The 21,708-nt window shown below is 65.9% G+C and carries 25 protein-coding genes and 1 pseudogene; 16 read left to right on the top strand and 10 right to left on the bottom strand.

The annotated features are described in order from the left end of the window. On the top strand, positions 1-2,419 hold a 2,419-nt coding region (aceE, locus tag VFV09_10405), incomplete at its 5' end, for a pyruvate dehydrogenase (acetyl-transferring), homodimeric type (protein ID HEU4868126.1). Between the two features lie 57 nt (positions 2,420-2,476). Here aceE and VFV09_10400 read toward each other — a convergent pair. From VFV09_10400 to VFV09_10385, 4 genes are all read right to left on the bottom strand, one after another. Continuing rightward, the gene (locus VFV09_10400) at positions 2,477-3,382 is read right to left on the bottom strand and encodes a hypothetical protein (protein HEU4868125.1); all 906 of its coding nucleotides are present in this window, start codon (positions 3,380-3,382) and stop codon (positions 2,477-2,479) included. A 195-nt stretch (positions 3,383-3,577) separates the two neighbouring features. Next, complete coding sequence (locus tag VFV09_10395; GenBank protein HEU4868124.1) at positions 3,578-4,228, bottom strand: hypothetical protein; 651 nt, start codon at positions 4,226-4,228, stop codon at positions 3,578-3,580. Positions 4,229-4,444: 216 nt separating this feature from the next. Further along, a complete protein-coding gene (locus tag VFV09_10390) occupies positions 4,445-4,735 on the bottom strand; it encodes a hypothetical protein (protein ID HEU4868123.1) in 291 nt (96 codons plus the stop codon). A 24-nt stretch (positions 4,736-4,759) separates the two neighbouring features. After that, the gene (locus VFV09_10385) at positions 4,760-5,314 is read right to left on the bottom strand and encodes a sigma-70 family RNA polymerase sigma factor (GenBank protein ID HEU4868122.1); all 555 of its coding nucleotides are present in this window, start codon (positions 5,312-5,314) and stop codon (positions 4,760-4,762) included. A 156-nt stretch (positions 5,315-5,470) separates the two neighbouring features. On the opposite strand from VFV09_10385, the gene VFV09_10380 reads away from it, so the two are divergent. From VFV09_10380 to lipA, 4 genes are read left to right on the top strand one after another with little or no spacing between them, the layout of a single operon-like run. Beyond that, positions 5,471-6,889 (top strand): dihydrolipoamide acetyltransferase family protein, encoded by a 1,419-nt coding sequence (locus VFV09_10380; GenBank protein HEU4868121.1) that lies wholly within the window; start codon positions 5,471-5,473, stop codon positions 6,887-6,889. Next, entirely contained in the window at positions 6,889-7,605 is a 717-nt protein-coding gene (gene lipB, locus VFV09_10375; GenBank protein HEU4868120.1) for a lipoyl(octanoyl) transferase LipB, read from the top strand. The genes VFV09_10380 and lipB overlap by 1 nt, the downstream gene beginning before the upstream one ends. Further along, positions 7,598-10,024 (top strand): thiamine pyrophosphate-dependent enzyme, encoded by a 2,427-nt coding sequence (locus tag VFV09_10370; protein ID HEU4868119.1) that lies wholly within the window; start codon positions 7,598-7,600, stop codon positions 10,022-10,024. Before lipB ends, VFV09_10370 begins: the two co-directional genes overlap by 8 nt. After that, complete coding sequence (gene lipA / locus VFV09_10365; protein HEU4868118.1) at positions 10,021-10,971, top strand: lipoyl synthase; 951 nt, start codon at positions 10,021-10,023, stop codon at positions 10,969-10,971. Before VFV09_10370 ends, lipA begins: the two co-directional genes overlap by 4 nt. On the opposite strand, the gene VFV09_10360 is transcribed toward lipA, so the two are convergent. Next, positions 10,959-12,629 carry a prolipoprotein diacylglyceryl transferase family protein gene (locus tag VFV09_10360; protein HEU4868117.1) on the bottom strand — a complete coding sequence of 557 codons (1,671 nt, stop codon included), beginning with the start codon at positions 12,627-12,629 and terminating at the stop codon, positions 10,959-10,961. The two genes, lipA and VFV09_10360, sit on opposite strands and share 13 nt — an antisense overlap. Before the next feature lie 245 nt (positions 12,630-12,874). Here VFV09_10360 and fdxA point away from each other — a divergent pair, with 245 nt between their 5' ends. The 6 genes and pseudogenes from fdxA to VFV09_10330 all read left to right on the top strand — a co-directional run bounded on the left by fdxA (position 12,875) and on the right by VFV09_10330 (position 15,138). After that, entirely contained in the window at positions 12,875-13,174 is a 300-nt protein-coding gene (fdxA, locus tag VFV09_10355; GenBank protein HEU4868116.1) for a ferredoxin, read from the top strand. 10 nt (positions 13,175-13,184) lie between these two features. Then, on the top strand, positions 13,185-13,463 hold the full coding sequence (locus VFV09_10350; GenBank protein ID HEU4868115.1) for a hypothetical protein: 279 nt from the start codon (positions 13,185-13,187) through the stop codon (positions 13,461-13,463). 102 nt (positions 13,464-13,565) lie between these two features. Continuing rightward, positions 13,566-13,913 (top strand): oxidoreductase, encoded by a 348-nt coding sequence (locus tag VFV09_10345; GenBank protein ID HEU4868114.1) that lies wholly within the window; start codon positions 13,566-13,568, stop codon positions 13,911-13,913. Positions 13,914-14,019: 106 nt separating this feature from the next. Then, a complete protein-coding gene (locus VFV09_10340) occupies positions 14,020-14,379 on the top strand; it encodes an iron-sulfur cluster assembly accessory protein (GenBank protein ID HEU4868113.1) in 360 nt (119 codons plus the stop codon). Between the two features lie 71 nt (positions 14,380-14,450). Next, positions 14,451-14,756 carry a hypothetical protein gene (locus tag VFV09_10335; protein ID HEU4868112.1) on the top strand — a complete coding sequence of 102 codons (306 nt, stop codon included), beginning with the start codon at positions 14,451-14,453 and terminating at the stop codon, positions 14,754-14,756. Between the two features lie 139 nt (positions 14,757-14,895). Further along, positions 14,896-15,138, top strand: a pseudogene (locus VFV09_10330) (WhiB family transcriptional regulator). Between the two features lie 22 nt (positions 15,139-15,160). Here the strand turns inward: VFV09_10330 and ftcD are convergent. After that, on the bottom strand, positions 15,161-16,027 hold the full coding sequence (gene ftcD / locus VFV09_10325; GenBank protein ID HEU4868111.1) for a glutamate formimidoyltransferase: 867 nt from the start codon (positions 16,025-16,027) through the stop codon (positions 15,161-15,163). A 17-nt stretch (positions 16,028-16,044) separates the two neighbouring features. On the opposite strand from ftcD, the gene VFV09_10320 reads away from it, so the two are divergent. The 3 genes from VFV09_10320 to moeB all read left to right on the top strand — a co-directional run bounded on the left by VFV09_10320 (position 16,045) and on the right by moeB (position 18,687). Next, positions 16,045-16,464 (top strand): hypothetical protein, encoded by a 420-nt coding sequence (locus VFV09_10320; protein HEU4868110.1) that lies wholly within the window; start codon positions 16,045-16,047, stop codon positions 16,462-16,464. Next, positions 16,464-17,459 (top strand): LLM class flavin-dependent oxidoreductase, encoded by a 996-nt coding sequence (locus tag VFV09_10315; protein ID HEU4868109.1) that lies wholly within the window; start codon positions 16,464-16,466, stop codon positions 17,457-17,459. The genes VFV09_10320 and VFV09_10315 overlap by 1 nt, the downstream gene beginning before the upstream one ends. A 79-nt stretch (positions 17,460-17,538) precedes the next feature. Next, a complete protein-coding gene (gene moeB, locus VFV09_10310) occupies positions 17,539-18,687 on the top strand; it encodes a molybdopterin-synthase adenylyltransferase MoeB (protein ID HEU4868108.1) in 1,149 nt (382 codons plus the stop codon). A 64-nt stretch (positions 18,688-18,751) separates the two neighbouring features. Here moeB and VFV09_10305 read toward each other — a convergent pair whose 3' ends face one another. The 3 genes from VFV09_10305 to VFV09_10295 form a co-directional block, all read right to left on the bottom strand. Beyond that, entirely contained in the window at positions 18,752-19,117 is a 366-nt protein-coding gene (locus VFV09_10305; protein HEU4868107.1) for a hypothetical protein, read from the bottom strand. Then, positions 19,114-19,323: a cold-shock protein gene (locus tag VFV09_10300; GenBank protein ID HEU4868106.1), complete on the bottom strand. Its 210-nt coding sequence runs from the start codon at positions 19,321-19,323 to the stop codon at positions 19,114-19,116. The genes VFV09_10305 and VFV09_10300 overlap by 4 nt, the downstream gene beginning before the upstream one ends. A 176-nt stretch (positions 19,324-19,499) precedes the next feature. Next, positions 19,500-19,889: a DUF4383 domain-containing protein gene (locus VFV09_10295; protein HEU4868105.1), complete on the bottom strand. Its 390-nt coding sequence runs from the start codon at positions 19,887-19,889 to the stop codon at positions 19,500-19,502. Positions 19,890-20,099: 210 nt separating this feature from the next. Here VFV09_10295 and VFV09_10290 point away from each other — a divergent pair, with 210 nt between their 5' ends. Next, a complete protein-coding gene (locus tag VFV09_10290; protein HEU4868104.1) occupies positions 20,100-20,693 on the top strand; it encodes a sigma-70 family RNA polymerase sigma factor in 594 nt (197 codons plus the stop codon). Further along, positions 20,683-21,444, top strand: coding sequence for an anti-sigma factor (locus tag VFV09_10285; GenBank protein ID HEU4868103.1), 762 nt, complete (start codon positions 20,683-20,685; stop codon positions 21,442-21,444). The genes VFV09_10290 and VFV09_10285 overlap by 11 nt, the downstream gene beginning before the upstream one ends. Here the strand turns inward: VFV09_10285 and VFV09_10280 are convergent. Next, on the bottom strand, positions 21,441-21,708 hold a 268-nt coding region (locus VFV09_10280; protein HEU4868102.1), incomplete at its 5' end, for a zinc-dependent metalloprotease. The two genes, VFV09_10285 and VFV09_10280, sit on opposite strands and share 4 nt — an antisense overlap.

Genomic DNA, 21,708 nt, shown 5'->3' with positions numbered 1-21,708 from the left:
CTGGAACGCGGCCATGACGGTGCATCGCGCGCAGCGGCCGGGGATCGGCGTGGGTGGGCACATCTCGACCGACGCGTCCTCGGCGACGCTGTACGAGGTCGGTTTCAACCACTTCTTCCGCGGCAAGGACCACCCCGGCGGCGGGGACCAGGTCTGGCTCCAGGGCCACGCCGCCCCCGGCATGTACGCCCGGGGGTACCTCGAGGGCCGGATCAGCGAGCAGCAGCTCGAGCACTTCCGCCGGGAGGCGGCCTGGAAGGGCGGCCTGTCGTCGTACCCGCACCCCCGGCTCATGCCGAACTTCTGGGAGTTCCCGTCGGTCTCGATGGGGCTGGCCCCGATCAGCGCCATCTACCAGGCCCGCTTCAACCGCTACCTGCACCAGAGGGGCCTCAAGGACACCTCGCAGCAGCGGGTGTGGGCCTTCCTCGGCGACGGCGAGATGGACGAGCCCGAGAGCGTCGGCGCCCTTCACCTGGCGGCCAACGAGCCCCTCAGCAACCTGATCTTTGTCGTCAACTGCAACCTACAGCGCCTCGACGGCCCGGTCCGGGGCAACTCCAAGGTTATCCAGGAGCTGGAGTCGCTCTTCCAGGGCGCCGGGTGGAACGTGATCAAGGTCATTTGGGGCCGGGAGTGGGACGACCTCTTGGCCCGCGACGCCGAGGGCGCCCTGGTCAACCAGATGAACCTCACGCCCGACGGCGAGTTCCAGCGGTACTCCATCGAGTCCGGCGCCTACATCCGGGAACACTTCTTCGGCCCCGATCCGCGACTTCGACGGATGGTCGAGCACCTGTCGGACGACGACCTGTGGCGCCTGAAGCGCGGCGGCCACGACTACCGCAAGGTGTACGCCGCCTACAAGACCGCCACCGAGCTACACGACAAGCCCACGGTGATTCTCGCCAAGACGGTTAAGGGTTGGGCCCTCGGGCCCGAGTTCGAGGCCCGCAACGCCGCCCACCAGATCAAAAAGATGAACGAGCAGGAGCTGAAGCGCCTGGCCGAGCGGCTGAACATCGAGGTCTCCGACAAGAAGCTTTCGGGCGAGGAGCCCCCGTTCTTCCACCCGGGGGAGGACTCCGACGAGGTCCAGTACCTCAAGCACCGTCGCAAGGTGCTCGGCGGCTTCATCCCCGAGCGGCGGGCCAAGCCGAAGAAGCTTGTGCTTCCGGGCGACAAGGTCTACGACGCGTTCGACGCCGGCAGCGCCGCCCGGGAGGTCTCGACCACCATGGCCTTCGTCGCCCTGCTGAGGGACCTGATGAAGGAGCAGACCTTCGGTCCCCGGGTCGTCCCGATCATCCCCGACGAGGGCCGCACCTTCGGGCTCGAGTCCCTGTTCAAGGAGTTCAAGATCCACTCTTCGGTCGGCCAGCTCTACGAGCCGGTCGACCACAACATGCTTCTCAGCTACTCCGAGTCCCGGAGCGGCCAGATCCTGGAGGAGGGCATCACCGAAGCCGGGAGCATGGGCTCGATGACCGCAGCCGGGACCGCCTACGCCACCCACGGCGAGCACATGATCCCGTTCTTCCTCTTCTACTCGATGTTCGGCTTCCAGCGGATCGGCGACCTGATCTGGGCGTTCGGCGACGCCCGGGGCCGCGGGTTCCTGCTCGGCTGCACCGCCGGCCGGACCACGCTGAACGGTGAGGGCCTCCAGCACGCCGACGGCCACTCGCTGCTGCTGGCCAGCACGTTCCCCGCCTGCCAGGCGTACGACCCTGCCTTCGCCTACGAGACGGCGGAGATCGTTAGGGACGGCCTGCGGCGGATGATCGACAGGAACGAGGACGTCTTCTACTACCTGACGCTGTACAACGAGAACTACGCCATGCCGGCCAAGCCCGAAGGGGTCGGCGAGGGCATCCTCAACGGCATCTACCGGTTCCGTCCTGCAGCCAACGATCGACGGCACAAGGTCCAGCTGTTCGGCAGCGGGTCGATCCTGGCCACCCAGGTCCTGCGGGCGCAGGAGATGCTCGACGCCGATCACGACGTGGCCGCCGACGTCTGGAGCGTCACCAACTTCAAGCTGCTGCGTGAGGACGCCCTGGAGACCGAACGCTGGAACCGGCTGCACCCGGAGGAGGCGCCGAAGCAGTCGTTCCTCCAGAAGGCTCTGAACGGCACCGAGGGCCCGGTGGTCGCCACCACCGACTGGATGAGGTCGGTTCCCGATCAGATCTCACGTTGGGTCCCGGGGCCGTACCTGTCGCTGGGCACCGACGGTTTCGGGCGCAGCGACACCCGGGAGAACCTGAGGCGCCACTTCGAGGTCGACGCCGAGCACATCGTCGTCGCCGTCCTGTCGGCCCTGGCGCAGGCGGGCGACGTAAAGCCCGAGGCGGTCCAGGCGGCGGTGGAGAAGTACGGGCTCGACCCGGAGGCCGGGTACTCAGGCCGGCCGTAGAACAACAAGGACAACAAAAAGGGGCCCGAATATTCGGGCCCCTTTTGGTCGTGTGAGTTACAGGGCGGGAACGGGGAGCGGAAGTCCGCCGCCGACGCCGCCGAGTGCGCCGAGGATGGTGCCGGCCAGCTGGCCGACGAGCGCCGTCGGGTCGCCTGCGCCGGGCAGGGGCAGGCCGCCCTCACCCACGCCGGGGATCGGAAGCGGGAGACCGCCCTCACCAAGGCCGGGGATCGGAAGCGGCAGGCCGCCTTCACCGCCGGGCAGGGGAAGCGGGAGACCGCCTTCGCCGCCGGGGATCGGAAGCATTGCGCCGACTGTGGTGATCACCGAGTTGACGATACCCAGAGCCATCGTCTCAGCTTCGGCTGCGACCGTGCCTACGTCTGCAACTGCGGCCATGATCTGAGCCAGCAGGTCCGCGGGGTCGCCCACGCCGGACAGGTCGCCAAGGCCTGCAATGTTGAGAAGGCCTGCGGCCTGGGATGCGGCGGTTGCCTGGTCGACCGAGGTCTTGGCCAGGGCCTTGGCCTCGTCGGCGCACTTCTGGGCGTCGGTGCCGATGGTGCTTGCCGTGCCGAGCAGGGACTGGACCTGCGCCGGGTTGGTGAGTCCTGCGAGCTTGCCCACGAGGCCGGAGATCTGAGCGTTTGCGGTTTCCAGGCACTTGGCGGCTGCGGCCTTAGCGGCGTCGGCGGAAGCCTGAGCCTGTCCGACGAGCGCCAGCGCATCGGCAGCGTCGCTGCCAATCGGAAGGTTGTCCAGCCCGATGGGCAGGTTGGAGGTGGAGATAGCGGTGCTGCCGGCGGGGGTCGAGACCTCAGCGGTCGCCTCCGGAACACCGCCCAATCCGGGGATGCCGGGGATGAGGCCTGCGGCCCCCATGCCTCCGCCCACTGCGAGCAGACCTGTGACTACTGCAAGGATCTTTCCAATGAGAGTGCTGAAAACCCCTTCGAGCATGCGCTACCTCCTGGTTGGCTGTGCGTTTTGGGACGCGGGAGAACTAGATGCCGAGACTGGACATTGTTTGGGAGGAGTGGGCCGCTCCTGCACCGACGCACCGGCACAGGAGCGAACCATCCGACTTTGTGAACGACACTTAACGTGCTACCGATACCACCTAAAGTGATCTTTTTTGTCGATCGCCTGAGGAGGTTAGGTGACGATTAGCTCGAGCCCCGGGAGTAGTGCTTCGACGGCGCCCTGGGCGGTCCGAAGAAGGTCGTTCACGAGCGGCAGGTCGTGGGCGGTTGCGCTCAATTCCCCCACGAGCGGCAGGGAAGGGACGATCGAAGCCGCGTTGGGAACGTTCTCCAGCGTGCCGGAGATAGCTTGAAGGCCGGGAGCGGACGCCGAGGCTGCGGGAATGCCGACCTCGGGAACCAGCGGAATCTCGGGAATGACCCCTCCGACCACGGGAAGTGACCCAAGAACTGCCTGTACGGTGCCCCCGACGCTGTTCAGCAGCGTTCCAACCAGTCCGAGAACCGGCAGGTCGGAGTCAATGGCGCCGCTGTTGGTCGAGGTGACGCCGTCGATCCCCGGAAGGCTGGAGGCCAGGTCTTCCACGACCGGCAGCTCCGACGTGATGCCCCCGACACTCGGCAGTTCGACCACGGTTTCAACGCCCACGACCTTTTCTTGGGATTCGACCACGGCAATTGTGTCCACTATCACGGTGTCGCTGGCGTTCCCCCCGATGACCGGCAGGACCCCCACCACGGCAAGCCCACCGAATAGGCCGAATGCTGCTGCCACCGACATGACTGCCTTGGCGAGGAAAGTACCGAAAAGCCCTTCGAACATGCATTTCTCCTTTACTTGACGGCCGCGGGCGCTGATGTGACGGCAGCTAGCGCGGACCGCGCTGCTCAAGACCCCGGCAACCAGAACGCGACACACCCGAGAGCGGGTGCGGGAGCACAAACGTGTCTAGTTAGGGGTGCGAGAAAGCCTTGGCAGAGGTGGGTACTTAGAGTGCTAAGGATACCACTCTACGTAGCAAAGAACAATGGTGTATTCCTAATTTCTAGGAATCGACTCTCCGGGGATGCAGGCCGCAGCCTTCGGTGAGTACCACCACGAGCGCCCGGGCTTGCAGGCGGAGGTGTTCTTGGGCGGGAGCGCGCCGGCCGGGACCTTCGCCACGGCTGCCGGATGCATGGTCTGGACTGCGAGGGGGATCGGCTCGCAGAACACCGATCTCACGTCCTGCAGGAACCAACAGAGGTCCGCCAGCGACCCATCCACGTCGGATGGACGGCCGGAGAGAAGCCTTTCGCAGGCCTCGTCGGTTATTTGCGTGGCATCCATTAATGGTGCAAACGCTTGAATGGGTTAGACGGATACGGTTACCGGTGACATTTCTCGTTTCAGGCATGCGAGGCCCCTGCGCTGGAGGGCCTTCACGGCGGGTGAGTTCTTCCCCAGGGCTCGAGCAACCTCGTCCACCGTCAGCCCGCCCATGATCCTGAGAAGCAGGACGTCCCTCTGGTCGACGGTCAGCCGGTTGAGCAGCTCCTTGACCCGATCCTCCGCCAGGTGGTTGAGAACCTGGTCCTCTACACCAACCGGTGCAGCGGAGTCCTCAGCGGGCTCGGCGACCGGCTCGACCGGGCGGCGCCGGCGGTAGCGGGAGTCGTCGATGAGCTTGTTGTGGGCAATGCAGAAGATCCAGGAACGAAACGCGGCGCCGTTGCCCTCGAACCGTTGGACCCCTTTGACCGCCTGGAGGAAAACGTCGGCTGCCAGGTCCTCCGGCTCCGCGGCGCCCTGTGCTCTCAGGTAGCCGGTGACGGAGGGCGCGAGGTTGCGGTAAAGACCGTTCCAGCCCCACTCCGCGTTCGCTTGCGCGGCAGCGAGAGCGAGGTCCAAGTTGTCGCCCGGTTCCAAAGAATGCGTCTCCGCGGGGTTCAGGGGTTGGTATTCGTCTGAGGTGTATCGGCAGTTCTGCGCAAACTTTCAGCTTTTTTTGTTTCGCGGCGGAAACCTCCGTCCCAACCCCCGTTCGATAAGATGCTTCAGACCTCAACTTGAAGGCGGGGATCCATGCAGCAGTTCAAGATGCCTCAACTCGGTGAGACGGTTCTGGAAGCCACCGTCACGCGCTGGCTAAAGCGTCCCGGGGACACCGTGGAGATGGACGAGCCGCTGGTCGAGGTGTCGACCGACAAGGTGGACAGCGAGATCCCCTCTCCGGCAGCGGGAGCGCTGACCAAGATCCTGGTCCAGGAGGGCGAGACCGTGCTCGTGGGCGCCGTCATGGCGGAGATCGACGGCGAGATGGAGGCCGGCTCCTCCAACGGGTCCCCGGCCGAGGCGCCAACGTCACAGGCGGAGGAGGTGACTCCGCCGGAGCCGTCGGTTCCGGCACCGGACGGCGACGCGCCGGGAACCGCCGCCGAACCTGCGGAGTCGGAGCCTGAACAGACCCCCCCTCCGCCGCCGCCCCCCGCCGCCGAGCAGCCGAGCCGGCCGATGGCACCTGCGGCTGCGCCCCCGTCGGACGGCCAGCCGTTCCGGGGCGTTCTTTCCCCACTGGTCAGAAAGCTTGCCTCCGACAACGACGTCGACCTCAACTCGGTGACCGGCACCGGCACCGGCGGCCGCATCACCAAGCAGGACGTCCTGTCGGCCGCCGCAAACCGTTCGAAGTCCGCAGCGACGACTGCCCCCACCCAGGCGCCGGCTCGCGCGCCGGAAGGCGAGCCCGCCGCCCCACGTCCGGCGCCGGAGGGCCTGGAGGAAGTCGTCCGGGTCGGCCCCATGCGCAAGGCGATCGCCGAGCACATGGTTGCGTCGCTCAACGAGACCGCGCGGGCCTGGAACACCATCGAGATCGACCTATCCCGGGTCGGCCGCCTGCGGGCCGAGGCCGGGCCCGGGTTCAAGGCGAGGGAAGGGTTCTCCCTCACCTGGATGCCTTTTGTCTCCAAGAGCCTCACGCAGGCGCTGCTGCGGTACCCGATGCTGAACTCCACCTGGAACGGCGACGGGACCATCACCCAGAAGCGCTACGTGAACCTGGGCATCGCAGTCGCACTCGAGAACGGGCTGATAGTTCCGGTGGTGAAGAGCGCCGAAACCATGAACCTCGTCGGCCTCGCCCGGGCTGTCCGGGATGTCGCCGAAAGGGCCCGCGGCAAACGGCTGACGCCGGACGACGTGCAGGGCGGGACCTTCACAATCACCAACCCGGGCGGTTTCGGGTCGATTCTTTCGGTCCCGATAATCAACCGAGGGCAGGCGGCCATCATGGCGTTCGACGCGGTGGTAAAGCGGCCGGTGGTCGTCACCGACGAGGACGGTGAGGACGCCATAGCCATCCGGCAGGTGAGCAACATCTCGATCTCCTGGGACCACCGGATCATCGACGGAGCGGAGGCCGCGAAGTTCCTCTCATATCTCAAGGAGCTTCTCGAAGAAGCGGACTTCGCATCGGACCTGAGCGGGCTGCTTCCCGGCTGATGCAATCGATTCTGCAGATAGATGCAGGATCAGTCGTCTACTCCGCCGCCTACACCTGGCAGCTACAGCTTCACGCCCGGCGGGTGGCGGGGCAGATTCCCGACCTGCTCGTCCTGCTGGAGCACCCCAGCGTGATCACGCTCGGCCGCCGTTTCCGCCCCCAGCACCTGCTGGCGCCGGCCGAAGAGCTGCGCCGCCGGGGGATCGAGGTGCACGAGGCCGATCGCGGCGGCAGCATCACCTACCACGGCCCAGGCCAGCTGGTCGCCTACCCGGTGGTGGACCTGCGAACCGAGTCGAAGCCCAACCCGGACGTGATCGCCTACCTTCGCCTTCTGGAGGCGGCCGTTCTGGCCACGGTTGTGGACTTCGGGGTGCGGGCCGAACTCCGGCCCGGGCTCACCGGCGTCTGGGTGGGCCGCGACAAGCTCGGAGCAATCGGGGTCAACGTCAGCCGGGGGGTCACCAAACACGGGATGGCTCTCAACGTCTCGACCGACCTGGAGCTGTTCTCATCGATGGTCCCCTGCGGCATCCCGGACGCCGGGGTGACCTCGCTGCAGAGGCTCCTGGGCCAGTCCCCGCCGATCGACCTTGTCTCCTCGGTCTTTGCCGGCCACCTGGCTCGCCTGCTCGGCCGGCGGATCGAGAAGGCGCAAGCGGATGACTTCGGGCTTGTGGTTCCCAACCAGCTCAGGGAGCGGGTCGGTGTCTAGGGTCTTCGAGCTCCACGGCCCCCCGGTAGAGCTCGGGGCCGACGGCCCGACGCTCAGCCCCCACGAGGTGCTGGCCGACTACCGGACCGCCTACCAGAGCCGCCTGGCCAGCCTTGCCGGCACCAAGGAGGTCCGGGCGGGCCGGGCGACCTTCGGCATCTTCGGCGACGGCAAAGAGCTGGCCGGGGTGGCCATGGCGAAAGCTTTTCGCAACGGCGACTTCCGGGCGGGCTACTACCGCGACCAGACCTTCATGTTTGCCACGGGCATGAGCGACCTCCGCACTTTTTTCGCCCAGCTCTACGGCACCACCGACACCACGCTGGAGCCCGGCGGCGGCCGGCAGATGAACAACCACTCGGGGACCCGGCTGCTGGACTCGCACGGCAGGTTCGGCAACCTGATGGCTGCCAGGAACTCCAGCGCCGACGTGTCTCCGACCGCCGGACAGATGGCGCGCCTACTTGGCCTGGCCTACGCGTCGAAGCTCTACCGCAACGAGCCTGCCCTGGCGGGCGGGGGGGAAGGATTCTCCGATAACGGCAACGAGGTTGCTTTCGGGACCATCGGCAACGCCGGAACCAGCGAAGGCGTGTTCTTCGAGACGTTGAACGCCGCCGGGGTCATGCAGGTGCCCCTTGCGATGTCGGTTTGGGACGACTGGTACGGCATCTCGGTGCCGAATGAGATCCAGACCACCAGGTGGTCGATCTCGGACGCACTGGAAGGCTTGCGGTACGACGAGAAGACCGGCACCGGCATGGACATCTACGTGGTAAAGGGGTGGGACTACCCGGCTTTGTGTCTGGCCTACCTGCGGGGGGTCGAGCGGGTCCGCACCACCCACATCCCGGCCCTGTTCCACGTTACCGACATGACCCAGCCGCAGGGCCACTCGGCAAGCGGGAGCCACGAACGCTACAAGTCCCGGGCAAGGCTGGTCTTCGAGGCCGACTTCGACCCCCTGAGCCGGATGCGCAGCTGGATGGAGGCCAAGGGCATGTTCCAGCCCGGGATGCTGGACGACCTCGAGGCGGACGACCTGCTCGTGGTCGAGGGCCACCGCCGGGCCGCCTGGTCGGCCCACATGGCGCCCATCAGGCGTGACCAGAAGCTGGCGATCAACATTTTGGAAGACCTGGCGGCCGAGACCAAAGCCGGGTTGGGGGACCTGGTGGCGGCTCTGAAAACCCCCGACCGGCTGAACCGGCGCCTGATCCACACCACCCTCTTCCAGGCGCTGACCGTCACCGTCGACCACCCGTGCCGCGCGCGAAGCCGCCTGGTCGAGCACCTCGACCGGATGGAGCGGGAGAACGACCGCCGCCACAACTCCCACCTCTACTCGGAGTCGGAGGAGTCGCCGCTCAGGGTCTCCGAGCGCAAGCCCACCTACTCGAAAACCTCCGAGCTGGTCGACGGCCGCCAGGTGCTCCAGCGGTGCTTCGACCACCAGCTGAAGAAGGACGCCCGCATGTTCATCGTCGGCGAGGACGTCGGGAAGCTCGGCGACGTGAACCTGGTGTACCAGGGGCTGAACGAGAGGTACGGCGACCTCAGGGTCACCGACACCGGGATCCGGGAGGCCACGATCCTCGGGCAGGGGATAGGTGCGGCTCTGCGGGGCCTGCGCCCGGTGGTGGACATCCAGTACCTCGACTACCTGGCGTTTGCCCTGCAGACGATGATGGACGACCTGGCAACCCTGCACTTTCGCACGGCCGGCGGGCAGAAGGCGCCGGTGGTGATCCGGACCAAGGGGCACCGGTTCGACGGGATCTGGCACACCGGCTCGCCGATGTCGGTGATCCTGAACTCGTGCCGGGGGGTGTACCTGGCGGTGCCCCGGGACATGACCCGGGCGGCAGGCTTCTACAACACGCTGATGCAATCCGATAATCCGGGTATCGTGATCGAGGTCCTGAGGGGCTACCGGCGCAAAGAGTTGGTGCCCGACAACATCGGGACCTTCACCGTTCCCCTGGGGGTACCGGAGATCCTTCGGCCCGGCTCGGACCTGACCCTTGTTACCTATGCGGAGTGTTGCAACGTGGCCATGGAAGCAGCAGAGGTTCTCGAACGCCTGGATGTGGATGTTGAGATCGTCGACGTCCAGACGCTGAACCCGTTCGACGTCAACCACTCCATAGCGGATTCGCTCAGCCGGACCAACGCGGTCCTGTTCCTGGACGAGGACGTCCCCGGCGGCGCATCGGCGTTCATGATGCAGCAGGTCCTGGAGGTCCAGAAAGGCTGGCAGCACCTCGACGCCCCTCCCCGGACCCTAACGGCCCGGGAGAACCGTTCTCCCTACGGAATCGACGGCGGGTACTTCTCCAAGCCCAACGTCCACGACGTGGTTAAGGCCTGCTACGAGATCGCCTCCGAGACCCGGCCCGACCTCCCCCCGCTTCGTTGAGCAGCGTCTTCCTGGGAGATTCCATCCCGACGCGGGAAACGCTGAGCGAGGCGCCGCTGCGGGTCGCCCGTCCGCCGTGGCTGAAGACCAAACTTAGAACCGGTCGCAACTACGGCCAGCTGAAGCACCTGGTAAAGGACCTGGAGCTTCACACCGTCTGCGAGCAGGCTTCCTGCCCGAACATCTACGAGTGCTGGGAGGCCAAGGAGGCCACGTTCCTCATCCTCGGGGGACAGTGCACCCGGCGCTGCGGCTTCTGCGACATCGAGACCGGGAAGCCCGGCCCCCTGGACTTCGGCGAGCCGGACCGGGTGGCGGAGGCGGTCGAGCACCTGGGGCTGAACTTCGCCGTGGTCACCGGCGTGGAGCGAGACGACGCCTCGCCGCTGGAGGTCGCCAAGATCTGGGCTGCCACCATCCGGGCGATCCACCGCCGGATCCCGGCCTGCAAGGTCGAGGTGCTGACCGGGGACCTGAAGGGCAAGCGGGAGGCGGTCGCGACGATCGTAGAGGCCTCACCCGATGTCTTCGCGCACAACCTCGAGACCTCGGAGCGCCTGCACCGCAAGATCCGGCCGGGCTTCCGGTACGAGCGCACCCTGGAGGTTCTGCGGATGGCCAAGGAGCTGAACCCGGTGATGCCGACCAAGTCGAACATCATCGTCGGGATGGGGGAGACCGACGAGGAGGTCTACCAGTGCCTCAGGGACCTCCGTGAAGCCAACGTGGACCTGGTGACCATCGGGCAGTACCTGGCTCCCTCGGTGGACCACCACCTGCCGGTCGACCGGTGGGTGACGCCGGAGACCTTCGCCGAGTACTCGGCAGCAGGCGCCGGGATGGGCTTTGCATGGGTTGAGTCTGGGCCGCTGGTCCGCAGCTCGTACCACGCCGGCAAGCAGTACGAGGCGGCTTCCTCCCGCCTGGACGCCCTCTACGGCTCCTGACGACCCTCGGCCGGCTCGGCCGGAGGCGCCTCTTCTTCCGATGACGGCCCCGGCTCAGCGGGGCTAGCCTCCACCTCGGTCTCCTCCGGACCGGGCGGCGGCACCGCCGCCACGATGCCGGACGGCTCGGCATCGGCGGCAAGCGGCGAGTCGAACTCGGGCTCGGAGGTTTCGGGAAGGGGCATGACGTCGATGGCTTCGGCCCCGACCGGCTCCTCGGCCAGCAGCGTCTCGGAACCCGCTGGTTCGGCTGCTTCGACGGGAGCGGATGCCTCGACTACAACCGCTTCGGCCGCGTCCACCGCGGCAACGGTTTCTCGCAGGGACTCCACAGGCTCGGCCGGTGGCTCGACGGGGTCGGCCGGCGGCTCCTCCTCTGCGAACAGGACCTCAACCGGCTCTGCGCCGGCCTGCGGCTCGGCCGGCGGCTCCTCGGGAACCAACGTCTCGGGGGCTGCAACCTCCTCTGCGAACAGGACCTCAACCGGCTCTGCGCCGGCCTCGGGCTCGACGGCCACCGTCTCAGGTTGGGGAGACTGCCCGGGCTCCACCGCTTCCGGAGCGACCGGGCTGACCGGCTCGACGGGCACCAGGGGCTCGCCGTCCGGGGCCGCCGGGGGCTCCTCGACCGTTTCTACGACAACTACGGTCTCGACGGGCTCTGCATCGTCGACGAGCTCGACCGGTTCCACCGCGGGCTCAGGCGCCTGCTCAACCGGAACGGCAGGTGCCTCGACAGGTTCGAGAGCCGGCTCGGTGCCGGCGGGCACGGTCTCAACCGCCGCCGTCTCTGCGGCGGGTGCGTCGACCACAGCCTCGCCCTCGTCGTCCGGCGTCACGGCGGGCACCTTCGGCGAACGGCGGAGCCGGGCCAGGCCGATCAGTGACACAAGCAGCACGGCGATCGCGGTCAGCTGGCTGCCGGTCAGACCGGTGCCGAACCACGTCTTGTCGACCCGGGTCAGGTCGGTGAGGATCCGGCCTACCGAGTACATGGCGGCCCAGGTGAAAACGAGAAAGCCCTTCGGCCGGGGCTTTCGCTCCAGTCGGAGGATGACCAGAAAGATGACCAGCGCCCACAACGAGTCGTAGAGAGCGGTCTGGTGAACCACCATGCCGGGCTCGATGCAGCCGTTGGCGCTCGGGTAGACCGACGGATCGCACGGGGGAGCCGAGATGAGCTCGCCGCCCTGGTACTCCCAGCCCCAGAAGCCCTCGGTGGTCCGCCCCAGGTGGTCCCCGATCACCAGGTCCCCTATCCGGCCGACCGCCGTGCCGATGGCAAGGCCGGCTGCCCCCATGTCGGCCAGGCGGCCGAAGTCCAGCTTTTTGGCCCGGCAGTACAACCAGGCGGCCAGGAAACCTCCGATGAGGCCCCCCATGAGGGAGATGCCGCCCTTGTAGATCTGGAGGTACTCGATGGGTTCGTTGAACTGGTTGCTGTGGCCGATCACGTAGGCGAGCCGGGCGCCGACGATGGCCCCGAGAATGCCGACGACGGCGGCGTTCCACGCGTGGTCTTCGTCGAAGCCGCTCTTCCGGGCCCGGCGAGCCATCAGGGTGGCTCCGAGGAAGTAGCCGACGGCGATACCGACCCCGTGAGGGGAGACGCTCAGGTTCCCGAGCGGAATACGCGGAATGACTTCCCAACCCAGCATCGTCCGCTACCTTCCTAGGTCTTGGAGTCGCTTCAGGACCCCACGGCACGCAGGCGCAGAGTGTGGTTTACCCGGGCCGGCCGTTGTTTCGGTAGATCTTAGCGCCGGGCCCTGCCGGGAAGGCGCATGCCGGGGCGATTGCGGGGTAAAGCCCTCGTGCGAGCGCATGCCACCCTTGATAGATACAATGGCTCACCGGCGGGAACCCCCCAAACTTTGAGATCGTCTGAAGGAGTCGGAATTAAATGGCGTACATCATCTGTGAACCCTGCATAGGCGTTACGGACCGGGCCTGTGTGGACGAGTGCCCCGTCGACTGCATCTACGAGGGCGAAGACCAGCTCTACATTCACCCCGAGGAGTGCGTCGACTGTGACGCGTGCCTCCCGGCCTGCCCCGTTGACGCTATCTACCCCGGGGACAACGTCCCTGCGGAGTGGAAGGAATACATCGAGAAGAACTCACAGTTCTTCGTCACGCACCCGGACGCCTCCGGCGGCGCCTCCGAGAGCCCCTTCGCCCCCTCCGAGGAGCGCAGCGAATAAGCCGTAGCTCGTGAACGGATCGATCAACCTGACCCCGGCCAACCTGGGGGAGCGGGTCTCGATGCTGTTTAAGATCGAGGGCGATCCGGAACACCCCTTCAGTGAGGTGGTCGGCGTCCTGATGCGGGTAACAGGCGCCGGCGGACCGGACGCCACCTATTCGGTGATCCGCCGTTCCGGAGAGGTCGTGGAGGTCCGGCAGGACAAGGTGATGGCTTTGAAGCTCATGCCGTCCGGTGCGGGACCCCTCCGCAAGCCCGCGTCCTGGGACACGGCGGAAGGGGTGTAGCCGATGCTTGCGGCCACAACTATTTCGTCTGTGGGAGAAATCCCTCTTGTTTTAGCCCTAGGGTCTGCGAAACTGTATTAACCCTTCTCACCGGAGCTGAAAATGGCCCTTTTCGACAAGTTCAAGCGTTCTGACATGAAGGTCCTCCAGCAGTTTGCCGAAACCCACAAAGGCGTAGAGGCCTTCATGGAGCCGGAGACGACCACCCGGGCGCAGTCGCTGCTGCTGGTTGCGCGGGACGGGGAGTGGGCCAGGGCCACCATCGCCGACCGGGGCCAGGCCGGCGCTTTCTGCAAGAAGCTCGGCATTCCGTACTACGACGCAGCGGTTGTCGGGTACCCGGACCGGATGAGGGGCCACAAGGGCAAGCCGGCGCCCGAAGCGCCGTCCGCGGAGGAGCTTGAGGCGTGGTTCGCTCAGGGCACGGCCAGTGAGCCGGATCTGGGCTGAAGGTACTCGGGCTGGTTGAGTTACTATTGTTCGGTAAGTTGCACCATGCGGCGCAGCGGTGGGGCGCCCCAAGCTGAGACCTGTTTCGATGATCAAGGAGGACCTTTTGGAAACCAAGGTTGAAGAGACCAAAACCGCTCCTAGTCCGATCAATCTCGGCTCGGCAGCAGCTGCAAAAATTTCGGAGCTCCTCGAGCGTGAGGGCAACCCCGACTACTTCCTGCGTGTAGCCGTGCAGCCTGGTGGCTGCTCGGGTCTGCGTTACCAGCTGTTCTTCGACGACCAGCCGCTCGAGGGCGACAACGTCCTGACCGAGGGATCGGTCACGGTACGGGTGGACCGCATGTCGGTTCCCTACCTCAAGGGCGCAACGGTCGACTGGCTGGAGGGCCTGGACCAGTCCGGGTTCACCATCAACAACCCGAACGCTGCCGGCAGCTGCGCCTGCGGAGACTCGTTCCACTAGAAACTGTTTTTCGAATCGGATTACGGGGAAGCCTTAGGGCTTCCCCGTTTTGCGTTCTGAGGAGTTGAGCGATGGAGCCCACCACCACCGACTGGCGGCTCTTCGGGCAGGAGAAGTACCTGTTCGGCGTCGACCTGATCCGCCGGGAGTACGACCGGGATGCCGTGGTGAACTCGCCCTGGGAGGACGACCACTGCGAGTTCTGCAAGACCGAGTTCATGAAGCACAACTTCCCCGACGTCCTGCACGAGGGCTACACCACCTCCAACGGGCTGCACTGGATCTGCGACGACTGCTTCAACGACTTCGAGCCGATGTTCAGGTGGAAAGTCGTCGAGTCGTCCAACCAGCGATCCCCCGATCGCCCTCTCGAATAACAATTTCCCGCACTAACTTTCTTCTTTAATCGATAAGAGTTTGTTTAATCGCACTTGACCCGGGCATAAATCGCAATGCTAGAATTACGACGGTGTAATTACGCACGGAGTATGACCAGTGGCGATATTTCAGCAAGGTCTAACCTGGCAGGGCTCGGCGCGATGCGTTGAAGCTGACCCGGAAATCTTTTTCCCCGAGCGGGGCGGTTCGTCCAAAGCTGCGCGAGCAGTTTGTAATGAGTGTCCTGTTCGTCAGGAGTGCCTGCGCTACGCGCTGGCAAACCGCGAGCAGTTCGGGATTTGGGGCGGAACCAGTGAGCGTGAGCGGAGGCGCCTGAGGCGCACCCAATCTCCTTCGAGGAACGTCACGCTAGTCGGTTAAAGATCGGCCAATTCGAAAAAACTTAATCGGCAAACAGCCGGTCCAGCGCATCTTCCAGGACCTTCGGCTCGTTCCGTAGCTTCAGCGCGCCTTCATCGGCGGAGCAGAAACACGCCCTCGGAACCAGCCCGACGATCTCCGAATCCAACACCTCGACCCCGGATTTCAGCGCTTCCGCCTCCACCGCTTCGTACACCTCCTCCAGGCAGGTAGTCTCCGGCTCGAGCAGGTTCATCGACACCTGCGCCGTCGCCCGGGACGGAAGGTACAGCCCCAACGTGCGCACCCGCCCGGCGAAGCTTTGACGGAGTGCCGCCGCGATCGACCGGGCCGGCCGCACGTCGGCCGTGTCCAGGTCCACGTTGTAGGCCACCAGGAGCCCGCGGGCGCCGACGACGGCGGCCCCGCCGGTCGGATGGGGCCCGGGGCCTCCCACGTCCGGCACAAGATCGACAAAAGCGTGCCTCCTGATCCACGGCAGGGCCCGGGACTGGATGCTAGACGCCGCCTCCTCGTACAGGAACGACGGAAGTGCGAACTCGTGCCATAACCGGCCGGCGCACTCGATGGCCGCGACGATGGCATCGTCCATAGACGCGTTGTAAACGGGGTAGAAGGGGACGACGTCGACCGCGCCGAGCCGGGGGTGGGCCCCCCGGTGTTCGGTGAGGTCGATGTGGTGCAGTGCGGCGGCGGCGAGCCTGACCACCGAGTCGACAAGCTCCCCCGGCCGGCCGAACAGGGTGACGACCGTACGGTTGTGGTCGGGGTCCGGCGAGACGTCGGCGACCGCAGCCGGCATCGCGGCGGCCACGACGAGGTCCACCACCTCGGGGCGCCGTCCTTCGGACAGGTTCAGGGCGCAGCCCAGGATCGGCCGGATGTCCATGCCGGTAGCATAGGGGGGTGGATCCGGAATTTGGCCTCGGCGTGCGCACGAACCTGGACTTCGACGTGGCGGTCATGCGGGCCCGGATGTCGCTCAGGGTCCACGGCTTCAGCATTCTCTCGGAGATGCCCGCGCCCGTCGGGATCGGCGAGGAGGCCGGCCGCCGCCACCTGTTCATGGCCGTGTGGGAGAAGCTGATCACCACCGGGAACCTCGGCGGGCCCGGAATGGACGTCGGCGACCACCTCTCCTGCAACGTGGTTGTCTTCCAGGAGGGCGACGAGACGGTCGTGGCGGCGCTGGACCCCACCGAGGACCTCGAGGGTTGGGTCGAAGGCATGCGAGAGGCGGAGGCGGCCCGTGAGGCGCTCCAGCGAGCTTTGACCCACCTGGTGAAAGCGACCGGCGGGCCGGGGCTCAGCCTGCCCATCGTCTAATGCGATTCGGGCTCGCCCTCCCGCAGTACGACTACAGCGTTCCCTCCGAGGGGAGGATCAGCTGGCAGGCGGTGGTCGACTGTGCGGTCAGGGCCGAACAACTCGGTTTCTCCTCGGTCTGGCTCTCCGACCACCTCTTCTACGACCTCAGCCGCTACGGCGGTCCCGCCGGCGAGCAGCGGGGGGTGGAGTGTTTCACCGGTCTTGCAGCGCTCGCGGTGGCTACCTCCCGGGTACGGCTGGGCAGCCTGGTGGCCTGCAACGACTTTCGTAACCCCGCCGTCCTTGCGAAGGTGGCAGCCACCCTGGACGTGCTATCCGGAGGAAGGCTGGACCTCGGGATGGGCGCCGGCTGGTTCGAAGCGGAGTACCGGGCCGCGGGCATCCCGTTCGAGCCCGCAGCGGTCCGGGTGGGCCGGCTCGGCGAGGCGGTTCAGATCATCCGGGGGCTCCTGGACACCGGACGGACGAGCTTCTCCGGGACCTACTACCAGATGGACGGCGCCCGCTGCCTTCCCCGCCCGGCCCAGGAGCGGCTGCCGGTGTTCATAGGGGGCCGGGGAGACCGGATGGCCCGTCTCGCCGGGCGTTACGCCGACGGGTTCAACAGTTCCTGGGCGTGGGAGCCGGAGGACTTCGCCGGGAGGATCCGGGTCGTCGACGAGGCAGCAGAAAAAGCGGGAAGGGACCCGGCCGGGATCGCCAAGACCGTCGGCCTGTACGCCCTGCCCGGCTCGACTGCCGCTGCGGTGGAGCGGCGCTGGCGGCGTTACGTGGCTTGCAGTCCCCCCGGCCGCCCCGAGCACGTCTCCTACCCCCTGTGGGCGGAGGACAAGCTGGCCGGCACCTACGAACAAATTGCCGAGAGGATCAATCGATTCGCAGCACTCGGAGTGCCGGAGATCATCCTCACCTTCGGGAGCATCCCGTTTCAGATATGCGATCCGGAGGCGGTCGAGGAGTTCATGACTGAAATCGCACCGCTGGTAGGCTGAAAGCCTTAGGCGCACGACTGATTATTTTGTCGTCCTCGCTATACTCTTATTAGGACCTTCGAAATAGGGATAAAGAGTAATGACACCGACCGGCCAGGATCTTCTCAAGCAGGCACGAGCCGCAGCCGAGGCGCTCAAGCCTCAGGACGTCAAACGAATTCACGACACCGAAAAGGTGACGCTCGTGGACGTCCGCGAAGCCGACGAGTGGCGCAGGGGCCATCTCCCCGACGCCGTCCACGTCGCACGGGGATACCTCGAGTTCCAGGCGGAGTCCAAGGTTCCGGACAAGGACGCCCCGCTCATCGTCTACTGCGCCGGAGGCAACCGCTCGGCGTTTGCTTCGGAGACCCTGAAGCAGATGGGCTACACCAACGTCCGCCACATGAGCGGAGGGTTCACCGGTTGGAAGGACGCCGGTCTCCCCGTCGTCGAGCCGATCGTCTGGACCGACAAGCAGGCCGACCGCTACTCCCGCCACTTCGTCCTTCCCGAGGTGGGCGAAGCCGGGCAGCAGAAGATCTCCCAGGGCAGGGTGCTGGTGATCGGCGCCGGGGGCCTGGGCTCTCCCGCCCTCTACTATCTGGCCGCAGCCGGGGTGGGCACGCTGGGGATCGTCGACATGGACGACGTCGAGGACAACAACCTCCAGCGCCAGATCATCCACTCCACCGCCAAGGTGGGGATGAACAAGGCGGAAAGCGCCGGGAAGACCATCACCGAGCTCAACCCGGACGTCAACGTCAAGGTCTACAAGGAGCGGTTGGAGCCGGGCAACGTCGACGAGGTCTTCGCCGGCTACGACGTGGTGCTCGACGCAACCGACAACTTCTCCACTCGCTACCTGATCAACGAGACCGCCTACAAGTACGGCATCCCGAGCATCTACGGCTCGATCTACCGTTTCGAGGGCTACGCAAGCACCTTCTGGCCGGCGAAGGGGGGACCGTGCTACCGGTGTATGCACCCGGAGGCGCCGCCGCCCGAGCTGGCCCCCACCTGAGGTGAGGCCGGTGTCCTGGGCGTGCTCCCGGGAGTGATTGGAGTTTTGCAGGCGAACGAAGCGCTGAAGATCCTGGTTGGATACGGCGAACCTCTCGTCGGCCGCATCCTGACCTTCGACGCGCAGTCCACCGAGTTCGGTGAGCTGAAGCTGCGGAAGGATCCGAAGTGCGCCACCTGCTCGGTGCCTCCGCCCGCCATCAAGCCGGTGGCTGTGGCGAGCTGACGAAACGGACAAACAAAAAGGCCTGCGCTGGAGCGCAGGCCTTTTTGTTTTGATCTTGATCCGGTTACCGCCTCCGGCGACCGCGGCTTCCGCCGGCTCCGCCTCGCCGCTTGGGCGGTCCACCGGGCCTGGCCCGGCGGCGTGGGGGCGGGGGAGCCGCAGGGTCACGGCCGGTTGAGGGGCCCCGGTTCGCCAGCGAAAGGGCTACGGCGTCCGACACCTCTTCGCAGACTTTGGAGCCGCCCTCCTGGCCGATGATCAGCTGGAACAACACGCTCCGCTCCAGCTGCTCGATGGAGTCGACGACCTTGCTGCGCGTCCCTGCGGGAGTTCTCCACTCGGCGTGGATACGTCCGGAGGGTGGGATCTCGATTTTAAGGTCGGCATCGCCGACTTTGCCTTCCCAGGCTACTGAGGAGGCTAAATTCAAGCGGGATCCACCGGACGGACGGCGGAGGCCTGAAGACCCTTGGGGCCCTGGGTTACCTCGAACTCGACGGCTTGACCCTCGTCGAGGTTGCGGTAACCGTCACCTTCGATAGCACTGAAGTGCACGAATACGTCGTCCCCATCGGAACGTGAGATAAAGCCGTAACCCTTCTCGGCGCTGAACCATTTAACCGTGCCAGTGGCCATATGCAATTCCCTCCTTCTACAAATACCCTTGTCGGCTGGCCGACATGGAGGGAACTGCTGGTACTGCACGTGCGCATGGACCTGGGCTGTGCCCTCAAGCATTACTTTAACACCATGACCCAGGAATCGGAAAACCAAAAAGGCGGCCCGAAGGCCGCCGTTTGGTGTGCTGAAGGTTAGGCGGTGACGGCTGCCCTGCGACCCTGGAAAGCGACTGCCAGAGCCAGCAGGCCGGTGGCGAAGTGCAGCAGGTTGTCGGCAAGGTTGATGTTCAGCAGGTCGTTCACGAGGGCAAGGTTCAGCACTCCGATGACTCCGACCAGCGTGTAGACGGCGCCGATGGTCATCGAGACCAGGCGGGCGATTCGGTCGTTCTGGGCCCCCGCGAGGAATCCGAACCCGACGAGCAGGTGAACGACGTTGTGCACTGCGGTGACGCCGAAGATCCCCAAGAGCGCGCTCGGCGTCTGGTCGGTGGTGCCGCCGAAGAACGAGATGAATCCGACGATACCGACCAGCACGTAGACGCCGCCGAACGTTGTTGCAAACTTCTGGGCCAAGCTCATTTCTTACCTCCCTATCGGATCGAACCTTTAGCTGTTATTCCGAATTGGGGAGTCGATCGGATTGGCCCTTCGAGGAAAAAAAATCGAGTTCCCCTGAATTTGTGCCGGAGTCATGTAAAGGATGTGATGGCGTACCAGCGCATAAGCTCTGAGTCGTCCGAGGCAGCAATCCGTCCCGACCCCGACTGCGAATAAACGATGAAGAGCAGAATGAGAAGGCAATCCAAGGCCGAAGAGACCTCCGATGATTCGGATCTCCTGGGCGGCCTGGCAGCCGGGAATCAGGAGTCGCTTGCGGCGCTGTACGACCGGTATGGCAACGCAGCCCTTGGGCTCGCTTTTAAGGTTTGCGGCAACCGGGCTATCGCGGAGGACATCGTGCAGGAAGCGTTCTTGGCTCTGTGGCAGAAGCCCGACAGCTTCGACGCCCGGCGCGGGTCTGCCGGCTCCTTTCTCATGGGCATCGTCCACCACAAGGCGGTCGACGCCGTGAGGCGGGAGGCTTCGGTGCACCGCCGCGAGGAGAACTTTGCGGCCGAGCCTCAGGAGTCGTCCGAGGACGAGGTCGTCGAGGCCGCCTGGGTCGCCATGCGCAAATCCAAGGTGCGGGCAGCACTGGGACAGCTTTCAGATGTCCAGCGAGAAGCGCTCGAGCTCGCCTACCTGCAGGGCCTTACCTACAGTGACGTGGCCGCCCGGCTCAACATCCCGCTGGGCACTGCGAAGACGAGGATGCGCGACGGTATGATTCGAATGCGAACTTTGTTGGCGCAAAGCGAGGTGACTGGGTCTTATGACTCATGACGACCTGAAAGAGCTCGTGCCGCTCTTCGCCCTCGATGCGCTGCCGTCCGAGGACGAGCTGGAGCTCGTCGCCCACCTCAGGACCTGCGCCGAGTGCTCCAAGCTGCTCGCAGAGCACAAGGAGACCGCCGGCATGCTGGCCTTCTCCGCCCCGAGCATCGAAGCACCGGCAGGCCTTCGGGACCGGATCCTGCAGGAGGCGGCCCGGACGGCCCGGCCCCAGGCGGCGCCGGCCCCGGTGGTCCTGAGGCCCGCAGCCAACCGCCGCCGGCGCTGGCAGTGGGCCGGCGGGCTTGCGGCCGCGTGTGTTTTTGCCCTTCTCGTCGGCGGCCTGGTCGTCCGGCAGCTGGGCGACCAGGAGAAGAAGGTCACCCAGCAGGAGATCCTGCTGGCGCGGCAGCAGGAGGCCCTCAGCATCATCAGCTCTCCCGACTCGGTCGTTCTCCCAATGAGCTCGACCGAGGAGTTCCCCCAGGCCTACGGCAAAGCCTTCGTGTCCGATGAGGACGGCAAGGCGGCGGTCATAGTGACGGGCCTCAGCGACCCGGACGACGACGACGTCTACACGCTGTGGCTGATCGCCGAGGGCGACCGGAAGCCGATCACCGACTTCGACGTGGACGAGGGGGCGCAAACGATCCTCGTCGACAAGCCGGTGGGCTCCGACGCGACGCTGGCCGTGACCCGGGAGCCCAACGCCGGCAACTCGAGCCCGCAGGGCCCGGTGGTGGTGCAGACCTACCGGGCCTAGCCGGTTCCGATCCGGCTAAGCCAGCGGCTGGGCTGGGCCAGCTCTCCCAGGTCCGGAAGGTTCTCCGGCTTCTGCCACAGGTGCTCCAGCCCGCCTGCGGCGGCAATGGCCGTCACGAAGCGGTAACCCCGGCGCTGCTGCTCGTTGCCGAGGTCCAGCCCGAACATCTTCTCCATCATCCGCTCGGGAGAGCTGCGTTCCGCCCGGCGCCTGGTCATGCCCTCGGCGATCTTGTCGAAGGACTCGGTCAGGCCGAGCCCGGCC

Source organism: Actinomycetota bacterium (assembly GCA_035759705.1).
GTDB lineage: Bacteria > Actinomycetota > CADDZG01 > JAHWKV01 > JAHWKV01 > JAJCYE01.
Note: the sequence above shows the minus strand (reverse complement) of the source record. Positions and strands in the feature narration are given on the sequence as shown.

What these genes read in the sequence shown, in the direction of transcription:
- ftcD (HEU4868111.1), bottom strand. Translation starts at nt 16,027, where the DNA reads ATGGACATCCGGCCGATCCTGGGCTGCGCCCTGAACCTGTCCGAAGGA.
- VFV09_10395 (HEU4868124.1), bottom strand. Translation starts at nt 4,228, where the DNA reads ATGTTCGAAGGGCTTTTCGGTACTTTCCTCGCCAAGGCAGTCATGTCG.
- VFV09_10285 (HEU4868103.1), top strand. Translation starts at nt 20,683, where the DNA reads ATGACTCATGACGACCTGAAAGAGCTCGTGCCGCTCTTCGCCCTCGAT.
- VFV09_10345 (HEU4868114.1), top strand. Translation starts at nt 13,566, where the DNA reads ATGGCCCTTTTCGACAAGTTCAAGCGTTCTGACATGAAGGTCCTCCAG.
- VFV09_10300 (HEU4868106.1), bottom strand. Translation starts at nt 19,323, where the DNA reads ATGGCCACTGGCACGGTTAAATGGTTCAGCGCCGAGAAGGGTTACGGC.
- VFV09_10315 (HEU4868109.1), top strand. Translation starts at nt 16,464, where the DNA reads ATGCGATTCGGGCTCGCCCTCCCGCAGTACGACTACAGCGTTCCCTCC.
- VFV09_10360 (HEU4868117.1), bottom strand. Translation starts at nt 12,629, where the DNA reads ATGCTGGGTTGGGAAGTCATTCCGCGTATTCCGCTCGGGAACCTGAGC.
- fdxA (HEU4868116.1), top strand. Translation starts at nt 12,875, where the DNA reads ATGGCGTACATCATCTGTGAACCCTGCATAGGCGTTACGGACCGGGCC.
- lipB (HEU4868120.1), top strand. Translation starts at nt 6,889, where the DNA reads ATGCAATCGATTCTGCAGATAGATGCAGGATCAGTCGTCTACTCCGCC.
- VFV09_10390 (HEU4868123.1), bottom strand. Translation starts at nt 4,735, where the DNA reads ATGGATGCCACGCAAATAACCGACGAGGCCTGCGAAAGGCTTCTCTCC.
- VFV09_10335 (HEU4868112.1), top strand. Translation starts at nt 14,451, where the DNA reads ATGGAGCCCACCACCACCGACTGGCGGCTCTTCGGGCAGGAGAAGTAC.
- VFV09_10400 (HEU4868125.1), bottom strand. Translation starts at nt 3,382, where the DNA reads ATGCTCGAAGGGGTTTTCAGCACTCTCATTGGAAAGATCCTTGCAGTA.
- VFV09_10290 (HEU4868104.1), top strand. Translation starts at nt 20,100, where the DNA reads ATGAGAAGGCAATCCAAGGCCGAAGAGACCTCCGATGATTCGGATCTC.
- VFV09_10380 (HEU4868121.1), top strand. Translation starts at nt 5,471, where the DNA reads ATGCAGCAGTTCAAGATGCCTCAACTCGGTGAGACGGTTCTGGAAGCC.
- VFV09_10295 (HEU4868105.1), bottom strand. Translation starts at nt 19,889, where the DNA reads ATGAGCTTGGCCCAGAAGTTTGCAACAACGTTCGGCGGCGTCTACGTG.